The 18,284-nt window shown below is 42.0% G+C and carries 9 protein-coding genes; 1 reads left to right on the top strand and 8 read right to left on the bottom strand.

Features of this window, described 5'->3' with window-relative positions:
- Window positions 1-33: 33 nt before the first annotated feature.
- The 4 genes from NSTCB13_RS36065 to NSTCB13_RS36050 all read right to left on the bottom strand — a co-directional run bounded on the left by NSTCB13_RS36065 (window position 34) and on the right by NSTCB13_RS36050 (window position 6,470).
- Complete coding sequence (locus tag NSTCB13_RS36065; RefSeq protein WP_445626422.1) at window positions 34-798, bottom strand: hypothetical protein; 765 nt, start codon at window positions 796-798, stop codon at window positions 34-36.
- Between the two features lie 131 nt (window positions 799-929).
- The gene (bchH, locus tag NSTCB13_RS36060) at window positions 930-4,610 is read right to left on the bottom strand and encodes a magnesium chelatase subunit H (RefSeq protein ID WP_448275784.1); all 3,681 of its coding nucleotides are present in this window, start codon (window positions 4,608-4,610) and stop codon (window positions 930-932) included.
- 523 nt (window positions 4,611-5,133) lie between these two features.
- Window positions 5,134-5,307, bottom strand: coding sequence for a hypothetical protein (locus NSTCB13_RS36055; RefSeq protein ID WP_448275782.1), 174 nt, complete (start codon window positions 5,305-5,307; stop codon window positions 5,134-5,136).
- 8 nt (window positions 5,308-5,315) lie between these two features.
- Window positions 5,316-6,470, bottom strand: coding sequence for an L-histidine N(alpha)-methyltransferase (locus NSTCB13_RS36050; RefSeq protein WP_445626419.1), 1,155 nt, complete (start codon window positions 6,468-6,470; stop codon window positions 5,316-5,318).
- Between the two features lie 689 nt (window positions 6,471-7,159).
- Here NSTCB13_RS36050 and NSTCB13_RS36045 point away from each other — a divergent pair.
- Window positions 7,160-8,101 (top strand): N-acetylmuramoyl-L-alanine amidase, encoded by a 942-nt coding sequence (locus tag NSTCB13_RS36045; RefSeq protein ID WP_448275779.1) that lies wholly within the window; start codon window positions 7,160-7,162, stop codon window positions 8,099-8,101.
- Between the two features lie 732 nt (window positions 8,102-8,833).
- Here the strand turns inward: NSTCB13_RS36045 and NSTCB13_RS36040 are convergent.
- The 4 genes from NSTCB13_RS36040 to NSTCB13_RS36025 all read right to left on the bottom strand — a co-directional run bounded on the left by NSTCB13_RS36040 (window position 8,834) and on the right by NSTCB13_RS36025 (window position 18,228).
- Window positions 8,834-10,417 (bottom strand): mechanosensitive ion channel family protein, encoded by a 1,584-nt coding sequence (locus tag NSTCB13_RS36040; RefSeq protein ID WP_448275778.1) that lies wholly within the window; start codon window positions 10,415-10,417, stop codon window positions 8,834-8,836.
- 439 nt (window positions 10,418-10,856) lie between these two features.
- Window positions 10,857-13,079 carry an EAL domain-containing protein gene (locus tag NSTCB13_RS36035; protein ID WP_448266606.1) on the bottom strand — a complete coding sequence of 741 codons (2,223 nt, stop codon included), beginning with the start codon at window positions 13,077-13,079 and terminating at the stop codon, window positions 10,857-10,859.
- Between the two features lie 204 nt (window positions 13,080-13,283).
- Complete coding sequence (locus NSTCB13_RS36030; protein ID WP_448266607.1) at window positions 13,284-13,457, bottom strand: hypothetical protein; 174 nt, start codon at window positions 13,455-13,457, stop codon at window positions 13,284-13,286.
- A gap of 487 nt (window positions 13,458-13,944) precedes the next feature.
- Window positions 13,945-18,228 carry an ATP-binding protein gene (locus NSTCB13_RS36025; protein WP_448275776.1) on the bottom strand — a complete coding sequence of 1,428 codons (4,284 nt, stop codon included), beginning with the start codon at window positions 18,226-18,228 and terminating at the stop codon, window positions 13,945-13,947.
- Window positions 18,229-18,284 lie beyond the last annotated feature (56 nt).

Here is an 18,284-nt window from a genome sequence, read left to right as displayed (position 1 = left end):
CTCAACCCCAAATACCTCACTTCGAGTCTATAACTATACTAGCTTTTGCATTGCAGCCACAACAATTTCTGCGAGGTTCTCTGATAAAGTTAGAAGTGGCTTTTGAAGTCCCCATTCCTTAACTTTAGTTGCAGAAAGAGCGCCATGAGCCGTTGCATTCCGCAGTGCTTTTGCGAGTCTTACAGCTTCAACCCAGTTAGAAATAGGTTGAGATTTCACTATCCAATTTTCGATGATTTCTTGATCTCCATTTCCAAGACTGAGAAAATCTGCAAGTGCGCTCTTTCCTGGAATTGATGTATTTATATTAAGCCATTTCTCAAGATTGACTCTTCTTGAATCGGGTGGATTTAATGGATTATAATTGTTTAGTAAATCACATTTAACCGTGAAAGATTTAATATTTTCTGTCTTTAGACCTCCATTACTTTTTTTCAATAGCAATGTTTTTGTAATTGTTTCAAATCCACCCCAGGTCATCACAAGTCGCCACTGAATACCACGTGCTTTATGTGTATCATTGGGTTTGTCAACTGAGCTATGTCCAACAGCAGGCTCCTGCCATTCTAAACCAGATTTAATCAAATAAAATCCTTTTGATAAGCCTTGAATAACATCATAAATATGGTCTGAGTTGTCTGAATGAGTCTGGTTGAAGTGTGAGAGCTTCTGGTGTATATGTTTGCACTTGGCTGGATCATTTATGCAAGATTCATAGGAACCAATAAATTGCCATAGTTCGCGCGAGACATCTTCAAGACGTGTAGATGTATTTAGAGAATTTTGGATAACCATCATTATGAATAATATTTGTTGTCATCCAAAAATATATACAGAAACAGCCTATTTTTAAGAAGGTATTCTGCATATAAATTGGTTTAATTATTCTATTTAGATAATTTAGATATTAATCCAGTATAAATACTGAATTAAACCACAACCCCTTCCAATTCCTCATCTGTCAACTCATACAATTGCCGCAACTTATCTAACTTATCATCATCAGCTTCCCAGAAACCCCGCCCATGCGCCTCCAACATTCTGCCTAAAATATTGCGAAAAGCTTCAGGATTTGCCTTGCGTAATTTCTCCGCCATCTCTGCGTCTAAGGCATAAGTATCTGCCGCTTGGTCGTAAACCCAATCATCGCTAAAATCGGCAGTACCACCCCAACCAATCAACGCCGTCATCCGTTGGGAAATTTCAAACGCACCACCAGAACCTTGATTCGCCATCGCTTGCGCCCATTTGGGATTTACCAACTTAGTGCGATACTCCATTCTGAGCAAATCATCTAACTTGCGGGGTGTAGTATCCTTCGAGAAACTTTCTACAAAACTGGTTGTAACCTTCTTACCGCCTTGTTTTTCTGCTGCCTTTTTCAAACCGCCGGTATTGGCGTAATATTCTTGAATATCAGTTAAACCATATTCTACCGAATCGATTTCTTGAACAATGCGATCGCTAGTTTTTAACAAAGTATTCAAAACTTCCGGTCTAGCTTGACCTTTATCTTCTCTCCCGTAGCTAAATACATTGCGACTTTGCCAAGTATTCCCCAACTCCTCGCCAGATTCCCAGTTACCATCAACCACGCGATCGTTCACTAAAGAACCAAAATCACCCGTTGGATTAGAAAACAATCTCGCCGATGCATTTTCCACACCTTGGGCTTTTAAAGCTAAAGCGTGTTTCCTAATAAAATTTTGATCGTCCGGTTCATCAACATCAGCCGCCCGTTGAAATAAATCATCCAACAATTCGATAATATTTACAAAACTATCCCGAAAAATCCCAGACAAATTACCCAACACATCAATGCGGGGATGTCCAACTTCCGCCAACGGCTTCAATTCATAACGAACAATTCTGCCAGTTCCTTCCTTAACAGGTTCAGCCCCTACCAATTCCAACAGAATTCCCAAAGATTCACCTTTAGTTTTAATTGCATCCAATCCCCATAACATCACCGCCACCGTTTCCGGATATTTCCCATGTTCATCCAAATGCTGGGCGATAATTTTTTGAGCAATTTCCCGTCCCCGTTCATAAGCAGCAGGTGAAGGCATCCGATAAGGATCTAAAGCATGAATATTTCTCCCAGTCGGTAACACACCAGCGCCATCTCGCAACAAATCACCACCAGGCGCAGGCGGAATATACTCTCCATTCAACCCCCTTAACAAGTTTGTTAACTCATCCGTAGATTGCATCAACAAGTCTTTGATTAGTTTTTCTTCTTCTTTTTCTCCTTCATCCTCTCCAAAATAAGCTTCCAAATACGATCCTAATTCTTCCTCATTCGGTGCTTCTCCCAACGTATGCAACCCAGAAGAAAACAACCGATTTTCTAAAACTTGTAAATATTCGTACAACTCCACCAAATAATCATCAAAAGCATGATTGCTAAACATCCGCACATTTTCAGGAGTAAACGCAATTCCCAACCGTTTAGCATCCTCAAAGGGACAATCTGCATCTAAACCAGAGTCCACAATTTTTTTACAAATCCCTTCCTTCAAAACATAATTCTTTTGTGGATCTTCGCGATACTCCGAAATCAAATCTCGCAACGCCACCAATTCCTTATACAAACCTGCACGCCCATAAGGCGGTACATTATGAGAAATTAACACACCATAACCGCGACGTTTTGCCAACATTGACTCAGACGGATTGTTCGCCGCATATATATATAGATTAGGCAAATTTCCTAACAGAATATCCGACCAAGAATAACCCGTATTACCCAAAGGAGAACCAGGCAACCATTCCACCGTCCCATGCATCCCAAAGTGAACTATAGCATCAGCTTGAAACTCATTTTGCAGCCATTTATAATAAGCTGCATATTGGGGATGGGGCGTTAAATCTCGTTCAAACATTAAGCGCATGGGATCGCCTTGTATCCCTAATGGTGGCTGTACACCTATCCATACATTTCCTAATTGCACACCGCCAATTTGAAATTCATCGCCATAGGTTTTTATACCAGTCCCCGTCAGAGATTTCCATTGTTTTTCGATGCGGGAAGTTTGCAGATATCCCAACCATTTTTCTAGGGTACGGGTGCTAACGGACGCAGGAATATTTTTTGTATCATCTAAAGATTCATCCGCCTCTTTCACCCGGCGAATCAATTCTTCGCCATCATCAGGTAAATCTCCCACGGTGTAACCTTGTTTTTTGAGTGCGTGGAGAAACTTCAGCAAACTACGCGGCACATTTAATAATGCAGCTGTGCCTACAGCACCATAACCAGGAGGAAAGCCATATAATATAATGGCAATCTTGCGTTCAGATGCAGGTTTTTGCCGCAAAGCTACCCAACTTTTAACCCTATCGATTAATCGCTGCATCCGTTCGGGAACCAGATAAATATTTTCACCTACTAAACCACCAAGGGGAACGGTATCAATAGCGCCATCTAATTCTGGTAAAGCATACAACACGACACTTTGCAATCCGCCGATACCTTGGCGCGTCCACGAGTAAATATCTTGAATTAATAGTGGTGCAGCAACAATATAAGGTACATTCTTAGCAGTGAGGATGCGTTTTGCTACTTCCACCTGACGGCCAGCTTCCATTGAACCAGCCGGGCCACCTACCAAAGGAAAGCCAATTGTGGAAACGATCGCATCTACTTTTACTGCTTCATTAGAAAGTGAGGGAGTCTCTATGTTACCTAGTTGTCGTTGCTGAATTTCATAGTCGGTTGTCATCAAATCTCGTACCGCCACGTGTCCTTCTACGCCGTTGATGAAGATGGGTAAAGGAGTTAACCCAGCTGATTCAAAACTGCGAATTAGTTGGGGAATGTAGGGTTGTTTGGTGATGACGTGTTTGCGGTAGAGGAGAATTCCGATAATGGGTTTTGTAGAGACGCGATTTATCGCGTCTGTAGAATAGACGCGATGAATCGCGTCTCTACAATGGGTTTCATACCATTCCAAATATTCGCGGGGGGATTCAAAAAACCCTGGATAGTCGGGGTGGAGTAATCCGATGTTGGGGGTTTCGACTAGCGGGGGAATGTCGCCGACTTTTAAATTTAAATATTTTTCTGCCAGTGTCCAGAATAATGAAGCGACGTTTTCTGGGCCGCCAGCATTCCAGTAACCGTAGATAATTAACCAGTTGCGTAAGTCTTGGACTTTTTGTACTGGAACATATTTCAGTAGTTTGGGGCCAATTTTTAAGAAGCTGATGTAACCAGCAAGTTTGTCTTCTTCTCGTCCATTGCTAAATTTGTCGAGGATAAATTTAACTGGTTTGGGCATTCCTTTGGGTTTGTCGCCAATGGCAAAGTCGCCCAACTTGGTTAAACTTATCAATTCCAAGGCTGACTCGAAAACTAGGCGAATGGGAATTTGGGAAATGCGATCGCGCAACCACACAACTTGGTCATAATCAAATAGTAGGCTACCGAAAAACACATCAGCGCCATCAAGTGCTGTTTCTACCTCGGCGCGTTTGGTTGTAAGATCGCGATCGCTAAATACCCGAATATCCAACTCAGGACAGCGAGAGTTAGCCAAAAAGGCTGCTTTTCTGTACAAGTCAGCGTTGAATGATTCAAACCCAGCAATCAAGACGATGCGTTTCATGCCTGTAAGCTACGAAATATTTCTTTACTTAAATTTTAAACGTGCTTTCAGGCTGATTGTTAAATATCTACCCACAGATTCCGGTCAGTAGTTCCTTGAAGGGATGAGGACTTCACTATCACTACTACCTTTAGGATATTTTGATTGCAAAAAAGTTGTAATATGTTGAGTTAAATTCAGTGCATCATTGAACTCTTTTGACTGTTGTAGCGCTTCGTATAGCAAACGAATTTCTTGTGCTGACAAGTTTGTGAATGTACGCAACTCGGTAATATCTAATCTCCGGTTAAACTCATTGGCAGTATGTCGCCATTGATGTATAAGCGAAAATAACTCTCTATCTTGACGTTCTGCAAAGACATTAGATGCGATCGCTGTTTCGGTAACTGATATAATTAATCGCGGAAAAACTATCGGTCGTCCTGGCTTGTGTGAGTTTGGATTAAATCGTTCATCAGATAAAATTACGTCATTCGATCTGCACTCATTCAGTAAGGCACGCAGAAATTCTATCCTCTTTTCGTTAGCTGATGCCCATCGTTCGCCAAAAATCCCGGTAATTGTGGCTAATAATCCCAGACCCTGTTAGTATTGGTTCCAAATTTTTTTCATCTCTAGTCCACCAGACGGCGGCTAAAATAAATCCCAGAAGTAGAGGGAAAAACGTGATAAAACTCACTAGGTTTTTCATACTCATATCACATCTTACCTTTTAGACCATATATCATTTGCTACAGAAGGATTATTGTTAATTCCTGAAGAGTCAGGGGCAATTAAGATTAAATCCATGCCAAATCCATTTTTTAAACGCGGTTCCAATACTGTGTGTAGCCGAGCGACAAGCACCAGGTTGCAATCTGATATAGTTTTCTGGATGCCATTAGAAGCATATTTCCGACTCAGATATAAACGAATCGTATCCTGGTCTTCAAAATTCATTACTGACCGATCGGGTAACATTACTTCAATTTTGTTTTTAGTTAGATTGCGATACAATATTTTTATTAAAATTCCTCGATCGGCTTCTACAGTACCTTCAAAAAACACACTATTTAAGTCGATATGTAAATCAGTATTTTGCAGCAACGCACTGGTGACAAACTCTTTAAACGATTTAGTTTTTGCGTATTCTTTGGCTGCATTTTGTGCCGCTTCTTCGCTTAATTCTTCGGTGGTAGCTACTTCTAGGAGTAGTCTATCTTCAGGTCGCATTAGTTTAGAAATAGTTTGCAAAAGTTCTGTGTCTTGCTGAAAGTTAGCTAATGTGTTCCCCAAAAGCGAAAATAGCACCGGACTGTTATTGATAACTCTATCTAGTAGTTTTCGTAACTCGTCAACATTTCTCTCAATTGAGAAGTCAACTTGAATTGGCAATACATGGCTACCTTGCAATTGCGATCCTCTCGTTGCTTGTTGCACACCTAGCCTTAACATTTCCGAACTCATATCAACTGGAAAGTAGAGTAAATCGGGATTTGCGTTAATCAATAAACTTAAAATGTGTTGGTCTTTTTCACCGGTGCCTACGCCTAAACTTACATAATGATATTTTTGATCTTTGATATTATTTGTATTAATTTCATTCCATCGATATCTAAAAGATTCTATACTCTCTTTCATTACGAGATAGAAGCGATCGTTGCAAGCACGATCCCAGGCGATGGTTGGGCCGATTCCCCAATAGGAAAAACCAGATAAAATCTCTTTTCCATCGCCTGTTGCAGAAAATTCCCCTCTCAATTCTTGCGTGAGTTCTGCAAGTTTGCTAGATTGATCTTCCCCTATAAAACAAAGAGTCCACCCTAAGCCGGGTTCATTGATGGAATTCTCCAGTAGCTTCACAAAATTTAAAGATCCCATGTTGAGCCTCGTTTCTTGAGCAGTTTAGTTTGTTAATCTCGCACAGGTGTGTCTAGTAGTCTGCCAACCCAAAATTGCTATGTTTGGACTGGGAAAAGGGTAAAGGGGAAAGGGGAAGGAATTAAAACCTTTTCCCTTTACCCCTTACCCTTTACCCCGCCAAGTTTCCTTGGTGAACTACTAGAAGCGATGGCGTATTCATTAATACTGTAAAGCATTATGTGTTAAGCTGCTCAGGGTTAACAAGAAGCCAAGGGTAGAGTCTGTCAAAGGTTTACGGCCTTATAAACCCAGATGCACATCAAGGGGTGCGTTCGGTTTTGGGATTTGGGCATCTAACTAAGTACATTTGTCATGGCTTTCCAGTTTTACAAAGCGTTATTATCTAAAAAATGGAGGCAATTACTAGATTTCAATTTATTGCAAAATTTTACTGGTTATTCTCGATATTGATAACTTATAATAGTTGTGTTTTTGGTTACAATATAGCTTGTAATTAATGGATTTTACCAAATCAAAGTTACTGCTCAGGTTCGCACAAAAACTTATTTGGTTTAATAGCGTAGGAATGCTGAAAATAATGCAGCCATTGCTAACAAGTATTTTCACAAAGTTATTAACAAAACTTTGTCTATATAATTAGAAAAGTTTTGAATTAGTGTAAAAACAATTAAATTGAGGATGAAATAATGAAATTCGGAATCGATAGCGGGCACAATTGTCCACCAGATACAGGAGCTAGAGGAATTAAATTCGAGGATAATTTAACTTTAGATGTCGGTAATAGAGTTATAGCCAAATTAAGAGCTTTAGGAAATGAAGTCGTAGTATGTAAACCAAGTAGTGCTAGTACAGTCCGCGAATCACTCTCAAAAAGATGTTCTACAGCTAATGCGAGTAAAGTAGATATTTACGTCTCGATTCATTTTAACTCTTTTAACGGACAAGCTAATGGCACAGAAGTATTTGCAACTAGCGATACAGGTAGAAAAATCGCTAAACCTGTATTAGATGAAATCGTCAAGTTAGGATTTTTTAATCGTGGCGTTAAGAGTGGTTCCCACTTGTTTGTTCTCAAAAATACAGATATGCCTGCTATCTTGGTAGAAGGTTGCTTCATCGATTCGCAAAAAGATATGAATCTTTTTAATCCTGAAGCAATGGCTAATGCAATTGTCAAAGGCTTAACTGGTAAAGTGGCAAGTGTTCCTGTTAACCCTGTACCAGATGAAGAAGACAATGTAGATACTACGATTCTCAGACTGCAAAAAGCCTTAAATCGACTAAAAATAACTGATAAAAATGGTAAGACATTAGTGGAAGATGGCTTCACAGGGGCTAACACCAAATCTGCTGTAGAAAAATTTCAGACTATTGTTGGGGTTCAGTCGACTGGAGTTGCTGACGAAGCTACATGGAGTGCCATAAATCAAATTTTGGCAAAACGAATACTTAGACCAAACCATGCTGGTAATGCAGTTGTCAAATACTTGCAATACCGTTTAGGTGTGGATAATGATGGTGTCTACGGGCCGCAAACAGAGATTGTAGTTAAAAACTTTCAAAAGCAAAATGGTTTAGATGCCGATGGAATTATCGGCCCTGCTAGTTGGCAGAAATTAATTGGTTAGACTGATGGAGACTAGAGACTAGAGACTGGGGTAGTAGTGCTGAGTAAAGAAGTTGGGAATCTAACATCTTTACTCAGAACTGGGAATGGGTTAAACGCCGCGTCACTGCTAACAGAACTTTTTTGCCTAATCAATAAATGAAGGGGCTAATTTCAATACTACTCGCTTTGTGCATTTTGAACTCAGAATTTGGTTTGGGGAAAAGGTTACTGGGGTTGGGTTAAAGGTTTTTTCTTTCCCTTTTCCCCCGCCCCTTATCCCCTTCTTGGGGCCCCACCTTCCCCTTTTCCCTAAAACCCGACAAGTATTGGGGCTAATTTGAGCAAATTACAACCAAATTTTGTTCATAACATCTTTGGCAAGTACACAAACTGCCAAAGCATTTAAGATAGCATTGATATCGCTTAAAGGCATTGAGCTAAAATAATTAAAAGAAATAACCAGAGCGTAGAAAATCACCTATTCTGCTGACAAGAATCTGTTCAACTTAACCGGATTTGCATTTGATAACTATCAATCGCATTTGGTAATAGGTAATTTCCTATCGTTCTGGTGCTTTTTTGGCGGTGAAGTTTCGCCAAAGTATAAAAGTAAAGGGCTTTTCAAGCCTATAACAGTCACTACTGATTTTTTGTATAAATCAACACGTTTTAACTAAGCTTAAAATTTATTTTCTATATCATATTAATGACTAGAAATCCGCCTAATCTAATGTAGAAAAAAAGAGCCAAATTAACCTTCAGCACTTTCAGCGCGCACGGGAATTGTAATTCCTTCCCGCAGCAGTGCATTCGTAAAAATCTTCCGAAGAACGCGCTGAATCTGAAGATGTTTTCCTGGCTTTACTTTCGTTAAAGTCCGCAGCAACAAGTTAGACTCTCCCAGACTTTCGACTCCATCTATCTGTGTGCCTTCGAGTACATCTGGATAGTCTGCTTTTAACTGCTGTCCCACTTCCTCAATGACTTTGTACACGTGCGCTAAGTTAGAATCATAAGGCACGCCAACTTCTACTACTGCAAAGATATACTGTTTGGAGTAATTAGTAATTGAGCCAATATCGCCATTGCGAATAATCTGCAATTGACCATTAGGATGTCTGACACGAGTGGTTCTGAGTTCAATCGCCTCGACAATACCTTCGACAACTTTCTCTTCGACTTTTCCAGCTTCAATATAGTCACCTACTAAGTAGTAGTTTTCAAATAGAATAAAGAAGCCGCAGACAATATCGTTAATTAGTGTTTGTGCCCCTAAACCTACAGCGATGCCGACAATACCAGCACCCGCAAGTATGGGAGTTGGATCGATACTCAGGGCATAGAGAATGAAAACTGTAGCACCAAAGTAAATTAAGTATTGTAAGAAACTACGAAACAGAGGAACGAGCGTTAGGCGTCTACTTCTTTGAATATCAGTTAGATTCTGCTCTTTGAACAGCACCTCTTCAATAAGTAAGTAAACTACCTCAAACAACACGCGACTAATGAAGATGATACCGATTATCTTGATAATTCGCGGGCCAAAAGTTGCGACATTGGCAATTAACTGCACCTGCTGAATCACCAATGTTGCCATGCAGACATAAATCACAAATTCCAAGCAGCGCTTTAAAAAGGGTATTAGGTGTCGGAGGCGATCGTAGAATCTTAGCAGGTTATCAGGATTTGAGTATCTGATGCTGAGAGCATCTAAGCTATCAACGATCGCAGCGACTGCTTTGAGTATAAGCAACCCGACGGCAATGATTAGATAGATTCGCAGGGCGATATACAAATATTCCGAAACCGTAGTTGGTAATTTGAGAAACTGGGCACACAAGATGGTAGCCCAAAGCCAGATTCCACCGCTGATTCTGTCATAGAAGGCCTTAAAGAAAGCATCAATACTTTCATCGTCAGCAGTATTTTTTTCTAAGTTCTTGGCGCGAGTGCTGGCTACCTTCAGCCAATATTTAATAAATTTCAGAGCGATCGCCGCTAAAATCAAAGTGCCAATACTCTGAGCTATACCAATTCCTAGTGTCACCCAAAATCCTGATGGAATAAGCTCAATCAACAAGAGTGTGTATTGCTGAAGGTTTTCGCCCCGATAAACTAGATAACTATTAGCACCCACAATCAAAATGCACGACACCACGCAAGCAAGTAACAATAACCCTGTGATATTTCGGCGGAGGGTTTTGATACTTCTATTGTCGCTATTAGGTATAAAGGTTTTAGTAAATAGCTTGAATAATTTGCTGAAAATCCAGTTTAGTAATAAAAAAACAAAGATTATCAGGCTGACTTCAGCCAAAATAATTAATACATTCATATATGAATATAAAACTAAATGAATTTAACATTTGTATATCCAAATCTATTGAGAACATCAATCTTTTATATACATAGATGATTATTATTTCATATAATCACAACTTGTCAAGCCATTAATGTTTTATTCACACGTTCACTTTTCGTTTTATATTCACCTATTTTAAGTAAGTGAGAATAAAACGAAGTAAATTAAATAATGTAAAAAATCTTGAGATTAGTTTGTAGTAAAAACTTTAGCCCTCACTTGATTGCTAAAGTTTTCACTGTAAACTTGTAATTATTTATGCCGCTCTACTTAACATTCTGCCATCACTTTGGTCAAAGAAAAATCTCAGGCAACTTTTAAACAATAGACCAAAAGTAAGTTTGGAGCTTTATTTTCTAACAGTATGGCTAAAATGATTATTTTTGTCTGAACAACTCACAAGGGTATCAGCTTATTTAATATCAGCGTTCTCACAATCCATCTGCACCACACAATTTCTCCCTTGTGCTTTTGCCTGGTAAAGTCCTTGGTCAGCAGCAGCAATTAAGGTTGCAGGAGATAATTGGCTATGAGGAGTGATGGTTGCCACACCAAGACTTAGGGTAATGAATTTACTGACCTGAGAATGGGGATGAGGCATTTGTAATGCACTAAGATTGATCTGAATATCTTTTGCAACTGCAATGGCCCCTTCAATATCAGTATTCGGCAAAATAACTGCAAACTCTTCTCCGCCATAACGAGCCACTAAATCAGCGGGATGTTTAACTGTCTGAGAGATTGCCTTAGCAACCTGTCTAAGTGCATCATCTCCTGCCAGATGTCCATGCGTATCGTTGTAAAGCTTAAAGTAATCAACATCACACAAAATCAAAGATAGCGAACTTTGCTCTCGTGCCAACCATTGCCACTGGGTGTTTAATGTGTCATCAAAGCAGCGGCGATTTGCCACTTGGGTTAGACCATCGGAACAGGCAAGGCGCTGTAATTCTTGGTTTGCTTGTTGTAATTGGTGGTAAAGTTCTGATTGCTGAATAGCGATCGCAGTTTGACCTGCTAACTGGTTAAACAAGTTAATCTCCGATTGCTGCCATTGTCTGGAATGACGGCATTGGTGAGCAATCAATAGTCCCCACAAACGCCCTTGCTGCAAAATTGGTACGACAAGGTTTGCCCGGATTTGCAGACTTCTCAGGAGGTCAACATGGCACGGTGATAATTCCGCAGTTTCAATGTCTTCGATCGCTCTGGTGTTACCTTGTTGATAGTAAGCTGCACGCGTGGATTGAAAGCAGGTATCCATGACGTGAAATCTCAAAATCGACATACACCCTTCTGCTAAGGATTCTACAGCGACTAATCCACTCCAGTCTGGCTTAAACTGATAAATCACCACTCGATCTGCCTCAAACAGTTGTCGCACTTCGGCTACCGTGATTTGCAAAATCTCGTCTAACTCCAACGATTGGCGAATGCGCTGCGTTACAGCCGCAACAATTCGCTCAGACTCGCTTTGGTGTTGGACACGCTGCTCAACCTGCTGAGAATGTGCCGATGCTACAGTTAATGATGCAATTTGCTCAAAGTAAGGAGTTGTAGTCACAGGCGCTGCACTAGGTTTAGCAATCAAATAGCCTTGAGCAAAATTTGCACCTCGTTCTCGCAGCCAGTTCAGTTCTTCAATGCACTCAATTCCTTCAGCAACGGTTTGAATATTTAACTTTTGAGTAATCTCTAGAAGCTTCTCGGTAATCGAAGCTTTGTAAAGGTCTTGATGCACATCTCGAATTAACTCCATGTCCAGCTTGATAAAATCTGGACGTAACTGATGCAGCAAGTTTAGGCTGGAATAACCAGAACCAAGATCGTCAAGAGCAATTAAAAACCCAGCATTCCGGTAGTATTGAAGCACTGCTTTGAGGTGAGCTAAATCTTGAGGATTGTCTGACTCCACGACTTCAAAAACAACGCGATCGTGGGAAATTCCGGCAGTATCAATGGCCTTTACCGTACTACGTAGGCAAAAAGCTGGGTCATAAAGTGAAGTTGGTGCAAAATTGATGAAGATGTGCCCATTCACTTGATGGCGGCTGAATTGAGTGATTGTGCTGAGGCGAGCAACTTGGTCGAGTTGTGGTAGAAGTCCGGCTTCAGTTGCTAACTCCAGAATGGATGTCGGTAGTACTAAATTGCCTTCTTCATCTAGACCGCGCAAGAGCGATTCATATCCAAAAATTTGCGATGTATCGTTAATTGAAACAATTGGTTGAAAGTAACTGGTGAATCGTTCTGTTGCCAGCATATCAATCAACCAATCGGATTGGTTTAACTTAATGAAGCGTTGTAATGAGGCTATGTCACTAAAATCATGGAGTTGAGGTTGGAAAGTGCCTTGCATGAAAAGGACTTGCGTCTCTTTTAATTCTCTTGGTGCAAGTAGTTTGGCCAAGTTATGGGCAATTTCTAGGGACTGTCCGGGTCTACACTCTAAACTCAAACCTGGCCGCTCGTGCATCAGTTCATACTTAAGCGCAAACTGCTGTAGGTAGGAGGTGACTTTTATCAGGGTATGTGAAACGGGAAACCAGAGAAATAGCCTACCTGCCTCCTTATTCCGGCAGCGTGCAACATTGCGACAAGCACAGGTTTTGGAGATAGGACATATTTGGCTCATAGCAAAATAATTTACTCAATCCGATTTATTCTATTATTCCCATTATTTTTACTGCAAAAGATAAACTACACTTCAAAAATATGAAGATTTGATGAGTTAAGTAAACTGCATAATTTAGCTGAGTAAGTGATACTATTTTGGATTTTAGATTTTAGACTTCGGCTGCTTTCAACTTCGCGGTAGTTGAATCTCGACTTACTTCGACTACGCGGTAGTTGAGCGCAGTCGAAACTCAGTACAAGTCGCTCGATTACCGCGCAGCGATGCACTGAGCGCAGTCGAAGTGTCGAAACTCAAGGCAAGTCGCTCAGTCGAACGATTTTGGATTGTGAAACATCCATTGAATAAATGTTTCAGTTTTCCATCTGTCGCAATCATTTTTCCCGCTTGGTATGACTTTGCAATATATGCCAAAATTTATACTATAAATCCAAGTAATTGCCGATGTGTTTTGTACAATCAAGCAACAGAACCAGGAGTTATATTAACAATTTAAGTTACAAAGTAAAGGTAAAATTAGCCAGATTAGTAACAGCGTTTATCTAGATTAATTCAGAGTAAATATATCTTTTTGAAGAATGAATAGACCTCAATAAACAACAAAGCATTTGAAACAAGTTAATAAATTAACGTGAGTTCGACAAGCCCTTTTTTGACCTCTCCCTCAACCCCTCTTGGACACGGAGAGCAGAGCCAAAACCCTAATTTCTCGTTGCTCCTCCCTTTCTCTGTGGGAGAGGGAGGTTGTCCGGGAGAGGTTCATCGAACTCACGTTAAATTAAGCCATGAATCAAAAGCTCTCATCTTAAATCCCTCTCCCAATATTGGGAGTGGGAGAGTGACTTTGAAATTGGCTCCACTATACTTAGATATGTCCACTTATACCAATTAGAGTTGCAATTTCCTTGATTAATTCCTCTGGTTCGACGGGTTTAGACAGATGCTTTTGAAACCCTGATTCAAGTGCTTGTTGCTGATTGATTTCTCCAGCATAAGCAGTTAAAGCGATCGCCGGAATTTGTTTGGCTTGGTTTGCCTGCAATGCTCTGACTTGGCGCATTAGCATATAGCCATCCATCTCTGGCATTCCAATATCACTGAGCAGCATATCTGATTCTGACTCTGCCAAAACTTGTAATGCTTCTTTTGCTGATGTCACTGCTGTCACCATTGCTCCAGCCTGTTCTAGTACAAATGTGTGGAAGTCACGGGTATCATCGTCATCATCTACAACTAAGATTTGGATGCCTGCCAGGATTTCAGTGGGAAGAGAAGGATTTAATGCAGCAACATCTATATTTGGTTTTGGAGTTAAATCTTTTTTAATTAGTGGTAGCCGGACTCGGAAAATAGCTCCTTGCCCCTCACCTAAACTTTCTGCTTGAATCGTGCCGCCATGTAATTCGGTCAAATGACGCACAATTGCTAACCCTAACCCCAATCCACCAAATTTTCGGGTTGTCGTGCCATCAGCCTGACGAAAATATTCAAACACATAAGGCAGAAACTCAGGGCTGATTCCCTTACCTGTGTCGCTGACGGTAATCTGAGCTTCAGCGTCAACGTACTCTAGTTGAATATCAATTTTTCCTCCTTCCGGAGTGAATTTAACGGCATTCGATAAGAGATTCCAAATAACTTGTTGTAAACGACCAGAATCACCTAAAACTTGCCCAAAAGAAGCATCCAGCATCGTCTGAATTTGAATATTTTTAGCTTCTGCTGCCAAACGGACTGTTTCCAATCCCGCCTCAATCACCGGTACTAGGTTGACAGGTAACATCTTCAGGTTGAGCTTGCCTTGTAAGATCCGAGAGACATCGAGCAAATCTTCAATTAGTTGAGCTTGTAATTGAGCATTCCGCTCGATAGTTGCGATCGCTTTCTTGATGGCTGCTGTGTCAAACTCACGAGTCTGCAAGAGTCTCGCCCAACCAAGAATCGGATTCAGAGGCGATCGCAATTCATGGGAAAGTACCGCCAGAAACTCATCTTTAATCCGGTTGGCTCTTTCGGCTTCAGTTCTAGCAGCTTGCTCAAGTTCTAAGAGGCGATCGCGTTCGGCTTCTGCAACTTTGCGTTCGGTAATGTCAATGACTGAGCCGATGTAACCTTTAAACTCACCGTCCACTCCAAACCACGGATTCGCGGCATCGATGCAAGAGCGATATTTGCCATCTTTGCGCCGCAAGCGGTACTCCAAACGAAAAGCCGAGTAACTGCTACTAGCTTCTAGAAAAATATTCCTGACATCATTATAGTCCTCTGGATGCACAGCATTTAACCAGCCAAATCCCAAACCCATTTCCTCGCTCTGACCTGTAAAATCGTACCAGCTTTGACTGAGATAGGTGCAGTAGCTATTGGTGTCTGTCACCCAAACCATGAAGGGGGCATTATCAGCCATGTTGCGGAACTTTTCTTCGCTTTCTTGAAGGGCTTTCTCTGCTTGTTTGCGATCGCTAATGTCTGTAACAAAAATGCTTACCCCTTCTGCAAATGGGTAGACGCGGTTCTCAAACCAGCGCTGCCAAGCTGGATAAAAGTATTCAAACTGAACAACAGTGTTTTGGGCGATCGCCCGATGAACCTCAGTATCAAACTTGCTTTTAACCACATCGGGAAATACTTCCCAAACGATCTTACCTAGCAACTCTTCCTTGGGGATGCCAACAACTTCTGCTACCTGTTGATTGACAAAGCTATAACGCCACTCTCGATCCAATACAAAGAACTGGTCTTGAATGCCAGCGATGACAGTTTCTAGGTGTGCTTTGGCAACCTCAGCTTCAATTCGCAACCCTTGCTCGCGTTCCATTGCCTCTTGGCGGAGACGAGCCATTTTTAAAGCTGCCTCTACTCGCGCCAACAATTCACGGGCAGAGAAAGGTTTAATCAGATAATCATCAGCTCCCGCTTCTAAGCCTTCGACCCGTGCCTCTTCCCCCGCCCGTGCTGACAACAGAATGATGGGAACTTTTTGCGTCAGCGGATCGGCTCGTAATGCTTGCAGCAGTCCAAAGCCATCTAATCCAGGCATCATCACATCTGTCAGTACTAAATCTGGGACACGTCCACGAGCCGAATCCAAAGCAGCTAAACCATCCGGCACTGATTCCACTTCATATTGCTGACTTAATAGCCGCTTAACATAATCGCGCATATCTGCGTTGTCATCGGCCAAGAGAATCCGAGCAGGAGAGGGTGACAGGTGATAGGTGAGAGGTGATAGGTAAGATTCTTCCCTATTCCCTGTTCCCTGTTCCCTATTGCCTATTGCCTGTTCCCTATTGCCTATTGCCTGTTCCCTATTCCCTTGCCCAGGTAGCCATCGCAGGGCTTCTTCTAAATAAGGTGTTGCACCTAATGCAGTTGAAGCTAAAGTTCGCGGGGCACTAATCCGGTCTGGCGGCAAATGAGCATATCCGGTTGGAATTGACACGGTAAAGCAACTGCCTGCTCCGAGAAGACTGGTAACATCAACTGTTCCACCATGCATTTGCACCAATTCTTGCACCAGTGATAATCCAATTCCTGACCCTTCAAAAGTTCGTCCTTGCGCTCCTTTGACGCGGTGGAATCGTTCAAAAAGGTGGGGGATTTCTGCGGCTGGAATACCGATTCCTGTGTCTTTGACTGCAAACTCAACATGGTCGTTTAACCACTGCAAACTGACCGCAATTTCTCCAGCCATCGTGAACTTGAAAGCATTCGAGAGCAGGTTAAGAACAATTTTTTCCCACATCTCTCGATCTACATACACTGGTGCTGGCAGGGCAGGACAATTAACTGATAACTGCATCCCTGCCCGTTCTACTGCGGAACGAAATACACTAGCTAATTCTGCGGTGAAGGTGGCAAGGTTGGTGGGTTCATAAGATGCTTCAACTCTTCCGGCTTCAATGCGTGAAAAATCTAGCAAGCTGTTGACCAGTTTCAGCAGCCGAAGTCCGTTGCGTTGCACCATTTCTAACTGCTCTCGTTCTTTGGCTGGAAGCAGAGTAGCACAAGTAGTTAAGGTGTCCTCTAATGGCCCCAACATCAGAGTCAGTGGGGTACGGAACTCGTGGCTGACGTTGCTGAAAAAGACGGTTTTGGCGCGATCGATTTCTGCCAAGGCTTCAGCGCGTTTGCGTTCTTCCTCGTAAGCTTGGGCGTTAGCGATGCTGGCTGCAATTTGAGCCGCAACTAAATCAATGAATCGTTGATAATTGTCGTCGAATAGCCTGAAGGGGTTCAAACCAGCAATTAATATACCAGCTTTTCCGGTTTGACCGGATGCGGCAATGGGTACTGCGATCGCTTGATGGGGCGATCGCTGCCAAACACCACAGGGTAGATTACTAAAAGACACTTCCAAATCAGAAATTAATTTTGGCCGATGCGTTTTGATCGCTTCCGCAAAAGGCCAAACCCCATCAGCATCAAGAGCAACTGTTTCTGGAACTGCTACGTGGTTTGGCTCGATGCGACACGTTCCAGCCAGAAAAACTTCCTGCTTATCGGGATCGACCAGATAAATCATTGCGAAGGGGAGATCGTAAGGGTTGCTCTCCAGACAACTCGCACTTAGCCTACAGGCTTCATCGAATGTCCGCGCGTCTGCTGTCCTCGCCGCTAGTTCGCGCAAAAGTGCCAATTGACGCTCGCTGATAATCCGCTGCGTGTCCTCTGTGTTGGCGCAGATGATCCCACCTGTGTCGCCCTGGTCATTAGGAACCGGGCTATATGAAAAAGTATAATAGGTTTCTTCTGGGTAGCCATTGCGCTCCATAATTAGCAGTAGCGCTTCATCGTAAGTACCCTCATTCTTCAGCATTGCTGATTCGGCGCGAGGCCCAACCTGATCCCATATTTCCCGCCACACGTATGAAGCCGGCTGTGCTAATGCTTCTGGATGTTTGCCGCCGATAATAGTCTTATAAGCGTCATTGTAAAGGTTAATCAGTTCCTCACCCCACCAAACAAACATCGGTTGACGGCAAGTTAGCATAATTCGCACCGCAGTTTTCAAACTCTGTGGCCACTGCTGTGTTGGGCCAAGGGACGTTTTTGACCAATCCTGTTCTCGCATCCTAGCACCCATTTCACCTCCACCGATAAGGAAATTGACGTTGGCATTGCTTGCTAACGTTGATTCGTTCTTCATCAATTCCTCTCGATTGGTCATGTGCAGTTACAGGCTACATCGGTGGTTGTCTTTTA

The organism is Nostoc sp. DSM 114160, from assembly GCF_053470305.1.
Note: the sequence above shows the minus strand (reverse complement) of the source record. Positions and strands in the feature narration are given on the sequence as shown.

Coding starts and splice junctions, on each gene's coding strand:
- NSTCB13_RS36050 (WP_445626419.1), bottom strand. CDS start 6,470: ATGGGATCTTTAAATTTTGTGAAGCTACTGGAGAATTCCATCAATGAA.
- NSTCB13_RS36045 (WP_448275779.1), top strand. CDS start 7,160: ATGAAATTCGGAATCGATAGCGGGCACAATTGTCCACCAGATACAGGA.
- NSTCB13_RS36035 (WP_448266606.1), bottom strand. CDS start 13,079: ATGAGCCAAATATGTCCTATCTCCAAAACCTGTGCTTGTCGCAATGTT.
- NSTCB13_RS36065 (WP_445626422.1), bottom strand. CDS start 798: ATGATGGTTATCCAAAATTCTCTAAATACATCTACACGTCTTGAAGAT.
- bchH (WP_448275784.1), bottom strand. CDS start 4,610: ATGAAACGCATCGTCTTGATTGCTGGGTTTGAATCATTCAACGCTGAC.
- NSTCB13_RS36030 (WP_448266607.1), bottom strand. CDS start 13,457: ATGATTGCGACAGATGGAAAACTGAAACATTTATTCAATGGATGTTTC.
- NSTCB13_RS36055 (WP_448275782.1), bottom strand. CDS start 5,307: ATGAGTATGAAAAACCTAGTGAGTTTTATCACGTTTTTCCCTCTACTT.
- NSTCB13_RS36025 (WP_448275776.1), bottom strand. CDS start 18,228: ATGAAGAACGAATCAACGTTAGCAAGCAATGCCAACGTCAATTTCCTT.
- NSTCB13_RS36040 (WP_448275778.1), bottom strand. CDS start 10,417: ATGAATGTATTAATTATTTTGGCTGAAGTCAGCCTGATAATCTTTGTT.